Source organism: Enterobacter cloacae complex sp. SHL012, assembly GCF_049237505.1.
GTDB classification, from domain to species: Bacteria; Pseudomonadota; Gammaproteobacteria; order Enterobacterales; family Enterobacteriaceae; genus Enterobacter; species Enterobacter kobei.
Map to the genome: position 1 here is coordinate 521,008 of NZ_JBMKIZ010000002.1, position 15,884 is coordinate 536,891.

14 protein-coding genes are annotated in these 15,884 nt (G+C 56.9%); 7 read left to right on the top strand and 7 right to left on the bottom strand.

Annotated elements, in window-relative coordinates; genetic code table 11:
• Positions 1–262 precede the first annotated feature (262 nt).
• Entirely contained in the window at positions 263–1,546 is a 1,284-nt protein-coding gene (locus ACOTY9_RS10130) for a citrate synthase (protein ID WP_014883035.1), read from the top strand.
• 99 nt (positions 1,547–1,645) lie between these two features.
• Here ACOTY9_RS10130 and nei read toward each other — a convergent pair whose 3' ends face one another.
• From nei to ACOTY9_RS10165, 7 genes are all read right to left on the bottom strand, one after another.
• Positions 1,646–2,437 (bottom strand): endonuclease VIII, encoded by a 792-nt coding sequence (gene nei, locus ACOTY9_RS10135; protein ID WP_200924992.1) that lies wholly within the window; start codon positions 2,435–2,437, stop codon positions 1,646–1,648.
• Positions 2,438–2,455: 18 nt separating this feature from the next.
• On the bottom strand, positions 2,456–3,196 hold the full coding sequence (pxpA, locus tag ACOTY9_RS10140; protein WP_252070389.1) for a 5-oxoprolinase subunit PxpA: 741 nt from the start codon (positions 3,194–3,196) through the stop codon (positions 2,456–2,458).
• On the bottom strand, positions 3,183–4,115 hold the full coding sequence (gene pxpC, locus ACOTY9_RS10145; RefSeq protein ID WP_023332415.1) for a 5-oxoprolinase subunit PxpC: 933 nt from the start codon (positions 4,113–4,115) through the stop codon (positions 3,183–3,185). The genes pxpA and pxpC overlap by 14 nt, the downstream gene beginning before the upstream one ends.
• A complete protein-coding gene (pxpB, locus tag ACOTY9_RS10150; RefSeq protein ID WP_023336926.1) occupies positions 4,109–4,765 on the bottom strand; it encodes a 5-oxoprolinase subunit PxpB in 657 nt (218 codons plus the stop codon). Before pxpB ends, pxpC begins: the two co-directional genes overlap by 7 nt.
• Before the next feature lie 14 nt (positions 4,766–4,779).
• Positions 4,780–5,523: a type 2 GTP cyclohydrolase I gene (locus ACOTY9_RS10155; RefSeq protein ID WP_014883030.1), complete on the bottom strand. Its 744-nt coding sequence runs from the start codon at positions 5,521–5,523 to the stop codon at positions 4,780–4,782.
• Positions 5,524–5,533: 10 nt separating this feature from the next.
• Positions 5,534–6,946 carry a deoxyribodipyrimidine photo-lyase gene (phrB, locus tag ACOTY9_RS10160; protein WP_023338170.1) on the bottom strand — a complete coding sequence of 471 codons (1,413 nt, stop codon included), beginning with the start codon at positions 6,944–6,946 and terminating at the stop codon, positions 5,534–5,536.
• 607 nt (positions 6,947–7,553) lie between these two features.
• A complete protein-coding gene (locus ACOTY9_RS10165) occupies positions 7,554–7,760 on the bottom strand; it encodes a YbfA family protein (RefSeq protein ID WP_014883027.1) in 207 nt (68 codons plus the stop codon).
• A gap of 308 nt (positions 7,761–8,068) precedes the next feature.
• Between ACOTY9_RS10165 and kdpF the strand changes: the two genes are divergently transcribed.
• The 6 genes from kdpF to kdpE are packed head-to-tail and all read left to right on the top strand — an operon-like array spanning position 8,069 to position 15,854.
• A complete protein-coding gene (kdpF, locus tag ACOTY9_RS10170) occupies positions 8,069–8,158 on the top strand; it encodes a K(+)-transporting ATPase subunit F (RefSeq protein ID WP_014069365.1) in 90 nt (29 codons plus the stop codon).
• Positions 8,158–9,837 (top strand): potassium-transporting ATPase subunit KdpA, encoded by a 1,680-nt coding sequence (gene kdpA, locus ACOTY9_RS10175; protein WP_014883026.1) that lies wholly within the window; start codon positions 8,158–8,160, stop codon positions 9,835–9,837. The genes kdpF and kdpA overlap by 1 nt, the downstream gene beginning before the upstream one ends.
• 18 nt (positions 9,838–9,855) lie before the next feature.
• Complete coding sequence (gene kdpB / locus ACOTY9_RS10180) at positions 9,856–11,904, top strand: potassium-transporting ATPase subunit KdpB (protein WP_045268239.1); 2,049 nt, start codon at positions 9,856–9,858, stop codon at positions 11,902–11,904.
• Positions 11,905–11,916: 12 nt separating this feature from the next.
• Entirely contained in the window at positions 11,917–12,492 is a 576-nt protein-coding gene (kdpC, locus tag ACOTY9_RS10185; protein WP_213782073.1) for a potassium-transporting ATPase subunit KdpC, read from the top strand.
• Entirely contained in the window at positions 12,493–15,180 is a 2,688-nt protein-coding gene (kdpD, locus tag ACOTY9_RS10190) for a two-component system sensor histidine kinase KdpD (RefSeq protein WP_023336921.1), read from the top strand.
• A complete protein-coding gene (kdpE, locus tag ACOTY9_RS10195) occupies positions 15,177–15,854 on the top strand; it encodes a two-component system response regulator KdpE (protein ID WP_008501074.1) in 678 nt (225 codons plus the stop codon). The genes kdpD and kdpE overlap by 4 nt, the downstream gene beginning before the upstream one ends.
• Positions 15,855–15,884: the final 30 nt, after the last annotated feature.

Below are 15,884 nucleotides of genomic sequence, written 5' to 3' on the forward strand. Positions count from 1 at the left end.
CAGTGTGATGGTATTGACCGAAGTTATCAGGACAGTTATTAGTGATATACAGGTTTGAATAATTCGGACTGCAAAAACGCTGATTTGCTGTTGTTTCACTGATATTTCATTCGTTTACCTGCAAGGCGCCATAGCTCTGTACCCTGGTTTGTCCTCGTGAGCTGAGCGGTAAGCCAAATAACAATCTGGTAACGGTGATTAACAGCTGAAAGCAAATCCGGTAAAGCGCAGTCTTAAGCATAAGGCGCTAAGGAGACCGTAAATGGCTGATACAAAGGCAAAACTCACCCTCAACGGTGGTGATGCTATTGAACTGGATGTGCTAAAAGGCACGCTCGGTCAGGATGTTATTGATATCCGTACGCTGGGTTCCAAAGGAGTATTTACCTTTGACCCTGGATTTACCTCTACCGCATCTTGCGAATCCAAAATCACCTACATTGACGGTGACGAAGGTATCCTGCTCCATCGCGGCTTCCCCATCGATCAGTTAGCCACCGAATCCAACTATCTGGAAGTGTGCTACATCCTGCTGAACGGCGAAAAGCCAACGCAGGCGCAGTACGATGAATTCAAAACCACCGTCACCCGTCACACCATGATCCATGAGCAGATTACCCGTCTGTTCCATGCGTTCCGTCGTGACTCTCACCCGATGGCGGTGATGTGCGGGATTACCGGTGCGCTGGCGGCGTTCTACCACGACTCCCTTGACGTGAATAACCCGCGTCACCGTGATATCGCGGCGTTCCGTCTGCTGTCCAAAATGCCTACCATGGCGGCGATGTGTTACAAATACTCCATCGGCCAGCCGTTTGTGTATCCACGTAACGACCTCTCCTACGCCGGTAACTTCCTGCGCATGATGTTCTCCACGCCGTGCGAAGAGTACGAAGTGAACCCGGTGCTGGAACGCGCAATGGACCGTATCCTGATCCTGCACGCTGACCACGAACAGAACGCTTCCACCTCTACCGTCCGTACCGCGGGCTCTTCAGGCGCGAACCCGTTCGCCTGTATCGCTGCGGGCATCGCCTCCCTGTGGGGACCGGCGCACGGCGGTGCGAACGAAGCGGCACTGAAGATGCTGGAAGAGATCAGCACCGTTGAGCACATTCCTGAATTCGTGCGTCGCGCGAAAGACAAGAATGACTCCTTCCGCCTGATGGGCTTCGGTCACCGTGTTTACAAAAACTATGACCCACGCGCCACCGTGATGCGTGAAACCTGCCACGAAGTGCTGAAAGAACTGGGTACCAAAGATGATCTGCTGGAAGTGGCGATGGAGCTGGAACACATCGCGCTGAACGACCCGTACTTCATCGAGAAGAAACTCTACCCGAACGTCGACTTCTACTCCGGTATCATTCTGAAAGCGATGGGTATTCCGTCTTCCATGTTCACCGTAATCTTCGCCATGGCCCGTACCGTAGGCTGGATTGCGCACTGGAACGAAATGCACAGCGAAGGCATGAAAATCGCCCGTCCTCGTCAGCTGTATACCGGCTACGAGCAGCGTGATTTTAAGTCTGATATTAAGCGCTAACAGACGTTGGGTGTGGCATGATGCCCTCACCCCAGCCCTCTCCCACAGGGAGAGGGTGAAAACCTTAAAAACGGTAACCCTTGGGTTACCGTTTTACTTTTATTTCTGGCAGTGCGGGCACCAGTAAAAAGGTCTCGAAGAGAGCATAATCCTGTCGATAATCCCGCCACATCGCTCGCACTTTTTCCCCGCCCGATGAAACACCTTAAACCGGAACAGCGCCCCGTGATGCCTGTTCTCATCTACCACGCCGCGCGTCGTGTAGGATAAACGCGGAATGTCCAGCAGCGCATGGGACAGCGCTTCCAGCTGTTCATCGCTGAGCTGCGAGGCTTTATGCTGCGGCGCCAGCCCGGCTTCCCAAAGGATTTCCACCCGCAGGTAGTTGCCGAGCCCGGCCAGAAAGGCCTGGTCGAGAAAAAGACCGGAAAACTGCCGATTGCGAAATTTGGGTGACAGCAAACGGGCTTTCACATCGCCCGCCGTCAGGCGCATATCCAGCACATCCGGCCCGACGCGCAGCAAGAACGGATGAACGAGCAACTGCTCAGGCGTTAACATTTCGATATCCGACGCGCTGTAAAGCAGGATGGCTTTATCCGCCGTTTGCAGCCTGACCCGCAGCACACGGGTGGTTTGCGGCTGTTCACCCGCGTTAACCACGCGCCAGACGCCGTAAAGCTGGTTATGGCTATATAACGTCAGGTTATGGGAAAAGTGCGTGAGTAAGGCTTTCCCGCGCGTTTCAATATGGGTCACCGTCTGCCCCAGCAGCTGTGATTCAAACGGTTTGAGTTGCGGAAAGGCAAACCAGACATCCGTCAGCGGTTTGCCCTTTATCGCCGCTTCCAGGCTATCCGCCGCGCGGCGGATCTCCGGACCTTCTGGCATGTTATTGTCCTTAAATGATTATTCTGCGCTGACAAGAATACCCTCATCAGAGAACGCTGCCCGCAGGCGTCGCGCAAACTGGAGCGCATGCTCGCCGTCGCCATGTAAGCATACCGTATCGGCCTGAACATTTGCCGATGTACCATCCACAGCGATGACACGCCCGGCGCACACCATCTCCAGCGTCTGCGCCAGCGCTTTACCTTCGTCGGTAATGAGCGCCCCGGCCTGCGTTCGCGGCACCAGGCTGCCATCAGGCTGATATCCCCGGTCGGCAAACACTTCCTGGCGGGTGGTTAACCCCAGGCGCTGCCCGGCGCGGATCAGCTCGCTGCCCGCCAGGCCCACCAGAATCAGCTGAGAGTCACAATCCCGCACCGCGCGGGCAATGGCGTCCGCCAGAGCAGGATCTTTCGCCGCCTGATTGTAAAGCATGCCGTGCGGCTTCACGTGGCGCAGTACGCCCTTCTCAGCGCGCACTATCGCCTCCAGCGCACCAATCTGGTAAAGCATCTGAGCGTAGACCGTCTCCGGCGGCAGGTCCATCGCCGTACGGCCAAAGTTCTCCCGGTCGGGAAAGCTCGGGTGAGCGCCTATCGCCACGCCGTTTTTAATGGCATTGCGCACGCTCTCCAGCATGGTTTGCGCATCACCCGCGTGAAAGCCGCAGGCGATGTTAACCGAAGAGACCAGCGTCATCAGCTCTGCGTCGGCGCGGCTCCCCTCCCCCAGATCGGCATTTAAATCAATCTTTACCATCAAGCCTCCACGCCAGCTGTTCGAGATAACGCTGCTGATCCTGTCGCGCTTTCAGCGCTTCCTCCAGCGAACATTGCACGAAATGGATCGGCTGACCGAGGGGAATTTGCGCCAGATGGTAGCGATCCGCGTCAATAATGCAGGCAATGCGCGGATAACCGCCCGTCGTCTGCGCATCGTTCATCAGCACAATGGGTTGACCATTGCCCGGAACCTGAATGACGCCAGGCAATAAGCCGTGGGAGAGCAACTCCCGGTCGGTTGTGCGGGTCAGCGGCTGCCCCTGCAGGCGGTAGCCCATGCGGTTACTCTGCGGGCTAATCTTCCACGGCGAACGCCAGAAAGACTCTTTAGAAGCGTCATCGAACTCCTGATATTCCGGCCCCGGTAAGGCGCGGATCACGTTCCCCCACAGCAACTGTTTTACGCCCTGCGTCGTCGAGAAATCGCGTGTTGACGGCTTAATCGCCAGACGATCGCCATCGCGCAGCGAACGTCCCTCATGCCCGCCTATGCCCGCTTTCTGATCGGTACTGGCTGACCCCAGCACCTCCGGCACGTCAATGCCCCCCGCTACCGCAAGGTAACTGCGCACGCCGTGCAGAGGCCGTTTCAGCATCAGACGTTGCCCGGCTTTCGCCCGCAACCGCCAGCCGGTCCACACCGCTTTGCCGTCTAGCGTGGCGTCACAACCTGCGCCGGTCAACGCAAACCAGGTTTCCTGACCGAACTCAATCACGCACTGACCCAGCGTAATTTCTAACGCCGCCGTGCTGCCTGCGTTACCCACCAGCAGGTTGGCAATCTCCAGCGAAGGACGATCAAGCGCACCGCAGTAGCTCACGCCAGACTGGCGCAGGCCAAAGCGGCCGGCATCCTGTACCGAGGTATAAAGCCCTGCGCGAAGTAACGTTAACATACCCCCTCCTTCTGCGGGATAAAGCGAAGGGTATCGCCAGGACGAAGGAGAATGGGTGCCTCCTGCCCCGGTTCAAATAATGGCATGGCGGTGTGCCCAATAAGCTGCCAGCCGCCCGGTGAGGTGAGCGGATAAATTCCGGTTTGTTCGCCGCCAATTGCCACCGTTCCCGCGGGAACGCTCAGGCGTGGCTCGGCCCGGCGCGGCGTATGCAGCTGGGGGGATAATCCGCCAAGATACGGAAAGCCGGGTTGAAACCCCAGAAACCAGACCACGTAATCCACCGAACTGTGCAGCTCAACTACCTGCTTCTCCGTTAATCCGCAGTGATCCGCCACCACGCCAAGATCCGGCCCACCCGTGCCGCCATAGACGACCGGGATTTCAATCATTCTCGATTCCGGCTCCAGCGCTTCGCTCTCTTCCCACCAGCGCTGAAGACGTTCAATAGCATCCAGCGCCTTTGTCTGCGGGTTGCGCAGCACGACGGTAATGTTATTCATGCCAGGAATGGTTTCTACCACTTCCGGGATGTCAACCAGACGCTGTGTCAGCCGCCAGATACGCTTTTGCGTGGCAAGCGTGACCGGCGGTTCAAGTTCCAGTACAACTGCGCTTTCACCCAGAAGATAACAACGCGCTCTCTGCACTCGGGCACCTCTCATCAGGCGGGATTAGGGATATCAATAAAGGTCACATCCAGATCGGTATTTTCCGTCAGCCATTCGCTGAGGGCGCGGATACCGCCACGCTCGGTAGCATGGTGGCCTGCCGCGTAAAAATGCAGCCCCTGTTCACGGGCTGAGTGAACCGTCTGCTCAGAGACTTCACCGGTAATAAACGCATCAACACCAAAACGCGCGGCGCTGTCGATAAAGCCCTGACCGCCGCCGGTACACCAGGCAACGCGCTTAACGGTATCCGGCCCCGTGTCGCCACACCACAGCGGACGACGCCCGAGACGTGCTTCGATCCACGAGGCCAGCTCCAGACCCGGAACCGGCATCGACAGCTCTCCCCACGGGACCAGTGGCTCGATTTCGCCCATCACAGTGATCCCCAACAGCTGCGCCAGCTGGACGTTATTCCCCAGTTCCGGGTGTGCATCCAGCGGCAGGTGGTAGCCGTACAGGTTGATGTCATTGGCCAACAACGTTTTCAGGCGGTTGCGCTTCATACCGCGAATAATCGGTGATTCGTTTTTCCAGAAATAACCGTGGTGAACAATGATCGCATCGGCCTCCTGACGCACCGCTTCATCCAGCAATGCCTGGCTTGCCGTCACACCGGTGATGATTTTTTGCACTGTCTCACGGCCTTCCACCTGCAGCCCATTCGGGCCGTAATCGCTGAAGGCGGCGGTATTGAGTTTTTCGTTAATCAGGCTTTCCAGTTCGCTGTTTTTCATCATCACTCTCTTAAGCTTTACGGGCGGCTTCATAGGCCGCCAGCGTGGCGACGCGCGCCTGTTTATGGTCAACAATCGGGCGGGGATAATCGAGCTTTACGCCCTGTTTATCCGCCCATGCCCACGGGTCGTGGATCGCTTTCGCAGGAACATGCCTGAGCGCAGGCAACCAGCGACGAATAAAGTCGCCGTTAGCATCAAATTTTTGTCCCTGAGTGGTCGGATTGAAAATCCGGAAATAGGGAGCCGCATCGGTACCGGTAGAGGCCGCCCACTGCCATCCACCATTATTCGCTGCCAGATCGCCATCGATCAGCTGAGAAATAAAATAACGCTCCCCGACACGCCAGTCGATAAGTAGATCTTTCACCAGGAAGCTGGCGGTAATCATTCGCAGACGGTTGTGCATCCACCCGGTTTCATTCAACTGGCGCATCGCGGCATCAACAATCGGATAGCCCGTCTCCCCCTTTTTCCAGGCCAGTAAACGCGCCTCGTCGTGCTGCCATTTTACGTTATCGGTCCAGGGAATGAACGGGCGATGCTTGCAGAGATCGGGATGATAAGTCATCAGATGGCGATAGAACTCACGCCAGATCAGTTCGTTCAGCCACACCGACCCCGTCCCGCCGTCCAGCGCCTGCGGCTGCTCGGCCAGGAGACGATGCAGACACTGGCGGGGAGAGAGCACGCCCAATGCCAGGCAGGCCGATAATCGGCTTGTCCCTTCAACCGCCGGGAAATCCCTGCGCGCGTCGTACTCTCCCGCGCCCTGCTTGCAAAACTGACGCAGCTTCGCAATCGCTGATTTCTCACTGGCAGGGAACAGAAGATCGTCGAACGTCTGTTGGGGATAGTTAAACGTTAATTCAGGCAGATCGGTTATGGCATCGCCCCGAACAGCGGGCGCGGCCACGCACTCAGGCAGCGCCTCTTTCAGGCGTTTAACAAACGCATTTTTAAACGGCGTAAACACTTTGTACATTTCGTGACTGCCGGTCATGACGCTGCCCGGCGCCAGCATGACGCTGTCATCAAATCCTTCACAAACTACCCCGTCCAGCATGTTTTCCAGCTGGCGATCCCGCCGCTGTTCGTTCAGCTCGTACTGATAGTTATAAAAAAGGTGTGTGACGCCGTTTTGCTGACAGATCGCCTGCAGCATCTGAAGCTGCGCGGCAAAATCACTGACCTCTTTGTAGATCAGCGGAATACCTTTTTCAGCAAGCGCGTGTTGCAGAACGTTCAGATGTGATTTGAGGTAAGCCGCCTGGCGCGGTGCCATATCATGCTGCTGCCACTGTTCGGGCGTGGCGATGAATAGTGCCAGCACGCTGGCATCCTCAGAACGACAGGCTGCCGCGAGAGCGATGTTGTCATGTACGCGCAGATCTGCGCGAAACCAAACCAGATGGGTGGGCATAAAACTCCAGGCAAATATCCATTATGTCCGTAAGGGCACGCCACCAAAGGAAAAAGTGGCGGGCTTTTACTGTACTTTGCCATGAAGTGTAGACGGGATGAAATAAAAAAGGCCGCCCGGGGCGGCCTTAACGCTACTTGTCCTGCACTATCGTGGTAAAAGCGACAAATTGGTTCGGTTCATCGCTCTTAACAACGAGTACGCTGGCGACAATGAACGCGATGCAAAAATAGCGTTTCATTATGCGGTCCCTGCAGCTAACCGCTCCACCGTTCACCACCGGTGATAAATCGGTGGACACAAGCCCGGGTAGGCGGGCTGCTTTACGGCTGTAAATACACCTTTCCCGGGACCGATGCCCATTTGCGAGATGGCGGAAAGGGACGCAGCATCATAATTAACATTCGCTGCTAAGGTAAGATACTCAAATAAAATTAGGAATTTATAAAGACTTAGAGGGATTGTCATCTGCTTACAGGAGGGTATGATGAAAATCCCGGGTAGGGGCTGCAAGACCATCCCAACGGACCGCGAATCCCGAGGGACAAAAAAAACCGCCACATTGCTGTAGGCGGTTTTTTTATTGCTATGTGTAGTCTTTCTTTTTTTAGTAGAAGTCGCAGGTCGCTTTCTCGGCCTGATCCATCCATACCGGCTTCTCGCTGGTTTTCGCCCAGACGCGGTGCAGATAGCTGTAAAAACGAGCGCGATCTTTCCAGAACAGCATCACCGGCAGGGCCAGCACGCCAGCCACTACGGCGAAAGTGCGACGCATGAACACAATATGAGCTGGATACGCTTTATACAGATCCATATTTTCTCCCCTATAGTTGGCCGGAAACGTCATCCGGAAAATTCAAAATCTGTGACCTGGATAAAATAATATCGCTTTGTGTGTAATTTTACTACTCATCCGACCACTTATTTTCATCCATTTAGTGAATATTTACACTCGCGCCGTAATTTAGTTACAAAAAAGTTAACAATTTACTTACCAATAGTTAAATTGTGGGCTTTGCCATTTTTATACTTTTTTTACACCCTCTCTCCTCATTTTTGCGAAATCTTTGCGCCATAAATCCTACCGTTAACCCAACAACAAAAGTCACCCGGAGGTGGATTGTGAGTGCAGGTCTTATTGCCGGCATCGTGCTGGTGTTCCTGTTATTGGGTTATCTGGTTTATGCCCTGATTAATGCGGAGGCATTCTGATGGCTGCTCAGGCGTTTTTGCTTATTGCCAGCTTCTTACTGGCGTTGTTCGTTCTGGCAAGGCCACTGGGAATGGGGCTGGCAAGGCTTATCAACAACGTCCCCCTGCCTGGTACGGGAAGCGTTGAAAAAGGGATCTGGCGTGTACTGGGAATAGACGATCGCGAGATGAGCTGGCGTGAATATCTGTTTGCCATTCTGCTGCTGAATATTGTTGGGCTGATTGCACTTTTTACCCTGCTGATGCTGCAGGGGAGTCTGCCGCTGAATCCGCAACAATTACCGGGTCTGTCCTGGCATCTTGCGCTGAATACGGCAGTCAGCTTTGTCACCAACACCAACTGGCAGTCCTATGCGGGTGAAACCACGCTCAGCTATTTCAGCCAGATGGTTGGGTTAACCGTTCAGAACTTCCTCTCAGCCGCCAGCGGTATCGCTGTGATCTTCGCGCTGACGCGCGCGTTTGCTCGTCAGAAAATAAGTACCCTGGGTAACGCGTGGGTGGATCTGACGCGCATCACGCTGTGGATATTGCTGCCAATTGCGCTGCTGATCGCGCTGTTCTTTATTCAGCAAGGTAGCCTGCAAAACCTGCTGCCATACACCCCTTATACCTCGCTGGAAGGGGCAAAACAGCTCCTGCCGATGGGGCCCGTGGCGTCGCAGGAAGCCATAAAGATGCTCGGCACCAACGGCGGCGGCTTCTTCAACGCCAACTCATCGCATCCGTTTGAAAACCCGACTGCCCTGACCAATTTTGTGCAGATGCTGGCGATTTTCCTGATCCCCACCGCACTCTGCTTTGCCTTTGGTGATGTCGTCAACGATCGCCGTCAGGGGCGCACCCTGCTCTGGACCATGTCGTTAATCTTCGTGGTCTGCGTTGCGCTGGTGATGTGGGCTGAATGGAACGGCAATAGCCATTTCATGCAGCTTGGGGCTAACAGCAATATCAATATGGAAGGTAAAGAGAGCCGCTTTGGCATTCTCGCCAGCAGCCTCTATGCGGTGGTCACCACGGCGGCCTCGTGCGGGGCGGTGAATGCCATGCATGACTCCTTCACCGCACTGGGCGGCATGATCCCAATGTGGCTGATGCAGATTGGCGAGGTGGTATTTGGCGGCGTGGGCTCAGGTCTTTACGGCATGCTGTTGTTCGTGATGCTGGCGGTGTTTATTGCCGGTCTGATGATTGGTCGTACCCCGGAATACCTCGGTAAAAAAATCGACGTCCGCGAGATGAAATTAACCGCGCTGGCGATTCTGGTAACCCCTGCCCTCGTACTGCTCGGCTCCGCACTGGCGCTGATGACCGAGGCCGGACGCAGCGGCATCTTTAACCCGGGTATTCACGGCTTTAGCGAAGTGCTGTATGCCGTCTCCTCTGCCGCCAACAACAACGGCAGTGCCTTTGCAGGCTTAAGTGCCAACTCACCGTTCTGGAACTGTCTGCTGGCGTTCTGCATGTTCGTGGGTCGTTTCGGGATCATTGTGCCGGTCATGGCGATTGCCGGATCGCTGGTGAATAAAAAAATTCAACCGACCACCACCGGAACATTACCAACCCACGGCGCGCTGTTTATCGGCCTGCTCACAGGCACCGTGTTACTGGTTGGTGCCCTGACCTTTATCCCCGCCCTCGCGTTAGGCCCGGTCGCGGAATACCTCTCTTTACGCTGATTTTGCGGAGAATTTGTCATGAGTCGTAAACAACTGGCCCTGTTCGAACCGTCATTAGTTCGTCAGGCGCTCATGGATGCGGTGAAAAAACTGAGCCCGCGCGTGCAGTGGCACAACCCGGTGATGTTTATTGTCTGGGCGGGAAGCGTCCTGACCACCGCACTGGCGATTGCCATGGGAACGGGCCACATGCCGGGAAATGCGATGTTTACCGGCGCCATTAGCCTGTGGCTGTGGTTTACCGTGCTGTTTGCCAACTTTGCGGAAGCGCTGGCGGAAGGCCGGAGTAAAGCCCAGGCCAACAGCCTGAAAGGGGTAAAAAAGACCGCCTTCGCACGCAAGTTACGTGAACCAAAATACGGTGCGCAGATGGACCACGTTCCGGCGGATGAACTGCGTAAAGGCGATGTGGTGCTGGTCGAAGCTGGCGATATTATCCCGTGCGACGGGGAAGTGATTGAAGGTGGCGCGTCGGTGGACGAAAGCGCCATCACCGGGGAATCCGCCCCGGTTATCCGTGAATCCGGCGGCGATTTCGCCTCCGTAACGGGGGGGACGCGCATACTCTCCGACTGGCTGGTGATCCAGTGTAGCGTTAACCCAGGTGAAACCTTCCTTGACCGGATGATCGCCATGGTGGAAGGCGCCCAGCGTCGTAAAACCCCCAACGAGATTGCCCTGACCATCCTGCTGGTCGCGTTGACCCTCGTCTTCCTGCTGGCAACCGCGACCCTGTGGCCGTTCTCCGCCTATGGCGGTACGGCGGTCACCATCACGGTGCTGGTGGCGCTGCTGGTCTGTCTGATCCCCACCACTATCGGCGGCCTGCTGTCGGCCATCGGCGTCGCCGGTATGAGCCGTATGCTCGGTGCCAACGTCATCGCCACCAGCGGACGTGCCGTTGAAGCGGCGGGCGATGTAGACGTTCTGCTGCTTGATAAAACCGGGACCATCACCCTCGGTAACCGTCAGGCATCAGACTTCTTACCCGCACCTGGCGTGGATGAAAAAACGCTGGCAGATGCCGCACAGCTCTCATCGCTTGCCGACGAAACTCCGGAAGGTCGCAGCATTGTGATTCTTGCCAAACAGCGCTTTAACCTGCGCCAGCGCGACGTTCAGAGCCTGCATGCCACTTTCGTGCCCTTCACGGCACAGACCCGGATGAGCGGCATTAATATTCAGGACCGGATGATCCGTAAAGGCTCGGTTGACGCCATCCGTCGCCACATTGAGGCTAATAACGGTCACTTCCCATCCGAAGTGGATAGCCTGGTGGAAAGCGTGGCCCGTCAGGGGGCAACGCCGCTGGTGGTGGCTGAAGGCGCAAATGTGCTGGGAGTGATTGCGCTGAAGGATATCGTCAAAGGCGGCATCAAAGAACGCTTTGCCCAGCTTCGTAAAATGGGGATCAAAACGGTGATGATCACCGGGGATAACCGTCTGACCGCCGCGGCGATTGCTGCCGAAGCGGGCGTGGATGATTTTCTTTCCGAAGCCACACCGGAAGCCAAACTGGCCTTGATTCGTCAGTATCAGGCGGAAGGGCGTCTGGTCGCGATGACCGGTGACGGGACCAACGATGCCCCTGCTCTGGCGCAGGCCGACGTGGCGGTGGCAATGAACTCCGGTACCCAGGCGGCAAAAGAGGCGGGCAACATGGTCGATCTCGACTCTAACCCGACCAAGCTGATTGAAGTCGTGCACATTGGTAAGCAGATGCTGATGACGCGCGGCTCGCTGACCACGTTCAGCATCGCTAACGATGTGGCGAAATATTTCGCCATCATTCCGGCCGCGTTTGCTGCGACCTATCCGCAATTAAACGCCCTGAACGTAATGCACCTGCACTCCCCGGCATCGGCCATTCTGAGCGCGGTAATCTTTAACGCCCTGATTATTGTCTTCCTGATCCCGCTGGCGCTGAAAGGTGTGAGCTACAAGCCGCTCACGGCGGCCGCCATGCTGCGCCGCAACCTGTGGATTTACGGCCTGGGTGGGCTGGTGGTGCCCTTCATCGGTATCAAGGCTATCGATCTGCTGTTGACCCTGTTCGGGCTGGTTTAAAAGGTGAATCAAATGACGATGTTACGCCCCGCTATACTTCTGTTTATTCTGCTGTCGCTGATTACCGGCGGCCTCTACCCGCTGGTCACCACCGCCCTGGGCCAGTGGTGGTTTAAGGATCAGGCTAACGGCTCGCTGATTATGCAAAACGGTGAAAACCGCGGTTCGCGCCTGATTGGCCAGAGCTTTACGGACGCTCGCTACTTCCAGGGACGCCCTTCCGCCACTGCCGAAAGCCCGTATAATCCGATGGCATCCGGCGGCAGTAACCTGGCGGGCAGCAACCCGGCGCTGGACAAAGCCGTCGCCGAGCGCGTGGCCGCCCTGCGCGCCGCCAATCCACAGGCCAGCCGCGAGGTTCCCGTGGAGCTGGTCACCGCCTCAGCCAGCGGGCTGGACTATAGCCTGACGCAGGCAGCGGTGGCGTGGCAGATCCCGCGCGTTGCCGCCGCCCGTCAATTGAGTGTTGAACAGGTGAGCAAGCTGGTGGCAGAACACACACAAAAGCCGCTGGTCAGCTATATCGGCATGCCGGTAGTGAATATTGTTGAGCTGAATCTGGCGCTGGACGCGCTAAGGAAAAACTAAATGACCGACGAGCCCATGCGCCCGGATCCGGACAGGCTGCTTGAACAGACGGCTGAAGCCCATCGCGGCAAACTGAAAATTTTCTTTGGCGCCTGCGCGGGTGTCGGGAAAACCTTCGCCATGCTGACGGAAGCCCAGCGGCTTCGGGCGCAGGGGCTCGATATACTGATCGGCGTGGTTGAAACCCACGGACGTAAAGAGACGGCATCGTTGCTGAAGGGGCTTGCCACCCAGCCGCCCCGCCGCATCAGCCATCGGGGTCGTTTAGTCACGGAGTTTGATATTGATGCCGCCCTCGCCCGCCGTCCGGCGCTTATCCTGATGGACGAACTGGCGCACAGCAATGCGCCAGGCTCGCGTCACCCCAAGCGCTGGCAGGATGTGGAAGAATTACTCGAAGCTGGCATTGATGTTTTCACGACGGTTAACGTTCAGCATCTGGAAAGCCTGAACGACGTGGTCAGCGGCGTGACCGGCATTCAGGTGCGCGAGACGGTGCCCGACCCTTTCTTCGATTCCGCTGACGAGGTGGTGCTAGTCGACCTGCCCCCCGATGATTTGCGCCAGCGCCTGCACGAAGGCAAAGTCTATATTGCCGGACAGGCCGAGCGCGCCATCGAACATTTCTTCCGCAAAGGCAACCTGATTGCCCTGCGCGAACTGGCTCTGCGCCGTACTGCCGATCGCGTTGACGATCAGATGCGTGCCTGGCGCGATTTGCAGGGCCAGGAACGCGTCTGGCATACGCGGGATGCCATCCTGCTGTGCGTGGGGCACGGCAGCGGTAACGAAAAACTTGTCCGCACCGCCGCGCGTCTGGCCGCCAAATTTGGCAGCGTCTGGCATGCGGTGTATGTCGAAACGCCGCAGCTTCATGCCCTGCCCGAAAACCAGCGCCGCGCGATTCTGAGTTCGCTGCGCCTGGCGCAGGAGCTGGGTGCCGAAACCGCCACCCTTTCCGATCCTCAGGAAGATAAAGCCATTCTGCGCTACGCCCGGGAGCATAACCTGGGGAAAATCGTCATTGGCCGTCGCCAGCATCGTCGCTGGTTTAGCCGTGAATCCTTTGCCGACAAACTGGCCCGCCGCGCGCCGGATCTGGACCTGGTGATCGTGGCGCTGGATGATAAACCCACGCCCCTTCCCAGCCGCGCCCCGGACAGCCGTACTTTCAGTGATAAATGGCGCATTCAGCTTCGCGGCTGCCTGGTGGCCGTCGTGCTCTGCGCCCTGATCACGATCATTGCCAGCAAATGGCTGATTGCCTTCGACGCGGCCAACCTGGTGATGATCTACCTCCTTGGCGTGGTGGTGGTGGCGCTCTTTTACGGACGCTGGCCGTCGGTGCTGGCAACGGTGATTAACGTCATCAGCTTTGATCTGTTCTTTATTGCCCCTCGCGGGACGCTCGCCGTGTCGGACGTACAGTACATCCTGACCTTTGCCGTGATGCTCACCGTCGGGCTGGTGATCGGCAATCTGACGGCGGGCGTGCGCTACCAGGCGCGCATCGCCCGCTACCGCGAACAGCGCACGCGGCATCTGTATGAAATGTCGAAATCGCTGGCGGTGGGACGCACGCCGCTGGATATCGTGCAGACCAGCGAGCAGTTTATTCGCTCGACGTTTCATGCCAGCAACCTGATTTTACTCCCGGACGAACACGGTAAGCTGCGCCCGCTAACCTCGGCCTCCGGCATGACGCCCTGGGACGAAGCCATCGCGCGCTGGAGCTTTGATAAAGGGTTACCTGCGGGCGCAGGTACCGACACCCTGCCCGGCGTGCCCTATCAAATTCTGCCGCTACGCAGCGCCGATAAAAATCAGGGGCTGGTGATTGTTGAGCCCTCAAACCTGCGTCAGCTGATGATCCCCGAGCAGCAGCGGCTGCTGGAGACTTTTACGCTGCTGGTTGCCAGCGCACTGGAACGGCTGGCGCTTACCGCCAGTGAAGAACAGGCCCGACTGGCCAGCGAGCGTGAAAGCATTCGTAACTCGCTGCTGGCGGCGCTGTCGCACGACCTGCGGACACCGCTGACCGTTCTGTTTGGTCAGTCAGAAATCCTGACGCTGGACCTGGCCGCGGAAGGGTCTAAACACGCCCTTCAGGCCAGCGAAATCCGCCAGCACGTGCTGAATACCACCCGTCTGGTGAATAACCTGCTCGATATGGCGCGCATTCAGTCGGGCGGGTTTAACCTCAAAAAAGAGTGGCTCACGCTGGAAGAAGTGGTAGGCAGCGCCCTGAAAATGCTGGAGCCCGGCCTCGGTGGGCGGCATATCGCGCTGAACATGCCTGAACCCCTGACCTTAATTCACGTCGATGGCCCCTTGTTTGAACGGGTGCTGATCAATCTGCTGGAAAATGCCGGTAAATATGCCGGCTCAAGTGCCAGGATTGGCGTGGATGCAATGGTAGAGGATGGCACGCTTCACCTTGACGTCTGGGATACCGGACCGGGCATTCCTGCCGGGCAGGAGCTGGCTATTTTCGAAAAATTCGCGCGCGGGAACAAGGAGTCGGCCATTCCGGGCGTTGGGCTCGGGCTGGCGATTTGTCAGGCGATCGTTGACGTCCATGGCGGAACCATTTCCGCAGAGAATCGTCCGGAAGGCGGCGCGCGTTTTTGTGTTACACTTCCTCTGGAAACCCCGCCAGAACTGAATGAATTACCCGAGGATTTGTGATTAACGTTCTGATTGTCGAAGATGAGATCGCCATTAGCCGTTTTCTGCGCGCTGCGCTGGAAGGAGACGGTCTGCGCGTTCACGATGCGGGTACGCTTCAACGGGGTTTAATTGAAGCCGCCACCCGCAAGCCGGACCTGGTGATCCTCGATCTTGGGCTGCCGGATGGCGACGGCATCGATTTTATTCGTGAGGTTCGTCAGTGGAGCCAGATGCCGATTCTCGTGCTCTCTGCCCGTACTGAAGAGACGGATAAAATCGCCGCGCTGGATGCCGGCGCCGATGACTATCTGATTAAACCCTTTGGCATTGGCGAATTGCAGGCTCGCCTGCGTGTGGCGCTGCGTCGTCATAGCGCCACCACGCCTGCCGACCCAACCTACACGTTTGGTGATATTCGGGTTGACCTCGCCGCACGGCGCATTGTGCGCGGTGAAGAGGAAATCCATCTTACCCCCATCGAATTCCGCCTGCTCGCCGTGCTGCTTAATAACCACGGCAAGGTTCTCACACAGCGCCAACTGTTGAGTCAGGTGTGGGGACCCAACGCGGTGGAACATAGTCACTATTTGCGCATATATATGGGTCACCTTCGTCAGAAACTGGAAGTCGACCCCGCTCGCCCTCGCCATTTATTAACTGAAACCGGTATCGGTTATCGGTTTATGCTTTGAATAACTATTCATATTATTTTCTAAATAATC

Bases quoted from the DNA above. Each gene is read 5' to 3' on its own strand.
- kdpB (WP_045268239.1), top strand. From the start codon at position 9,856: ATGAGTCGTAAACAACTGGCCCTGTTCGAACCGTCATTAGTTCGTCAG.
- phrB (WP_023338170.1), bottom strand. From the start codon at position 6,946: ATGCCCACCCATCTGGTTTGGTTTCGCGCAGATCTGCGCGTACATGAC.
- kdpC (WP_213782073.1), top strand. From the start codon at position 11,917: ATGACGATGTTACGCCCCGCTATACTTCTGTTTATTCTGCTGTCGCTG.
- ACOTY9_RS10165 (WP_014883027.1), bottom strand. From the start codon at position 7,760: ATGGATCTGTATAAAGCGTATCCAGCTCATATTGTGTTCATGCGTCGC.
- pxpC (WP_023332415.1), bottom strand. From the start codon at position 4,115: ATGTTAACGTTACTTCGCGCAGGGCTTTATACCTCGGTACAGGATGCC.
- kdpA (WP_014883026.1), top strand. From the start codon at position 8,158: ATGGCTGCTCAGGCGTTTTTGCTTATTGCCAGCTTCTTACTGGCGTTG.
- ACOTY9_RS10155 (WP_014883030.1), bottom strand. From the start codon at position 5,523: ATGAAAAACAGCGAACTGGAAAGCCTGATTAACGAAAAACTCAATACC.
- kdpD (WP_023336921.1), top strand. From the start codon at position 12,493: ATGACCGACGAGCCCATGCGCCCGGATCCGGACAGGCTGCTTGAACAG.
- ACOTY9_RS10130 (WP_014883035.1), top strand. From the start codon at position 263: ATGGCTGATACAAAGGCAAAACTCACCCTCAACGGTGGTGATGCTATT.
- pxpA (WP_252070389.1), bottom strand. From the start codon at position 3,196: ATGGTAAAGATTGATTTAAATGCCGATCTGGGGGAGGGGAGCCGCGCC.
- nei (WP_200924992.1), bottom strand. From the start codon at position 2,437: ATGCCAGAAGGTCCGGAGATCCGCCGCGCGGCGGATAGCCTGGAAGCG.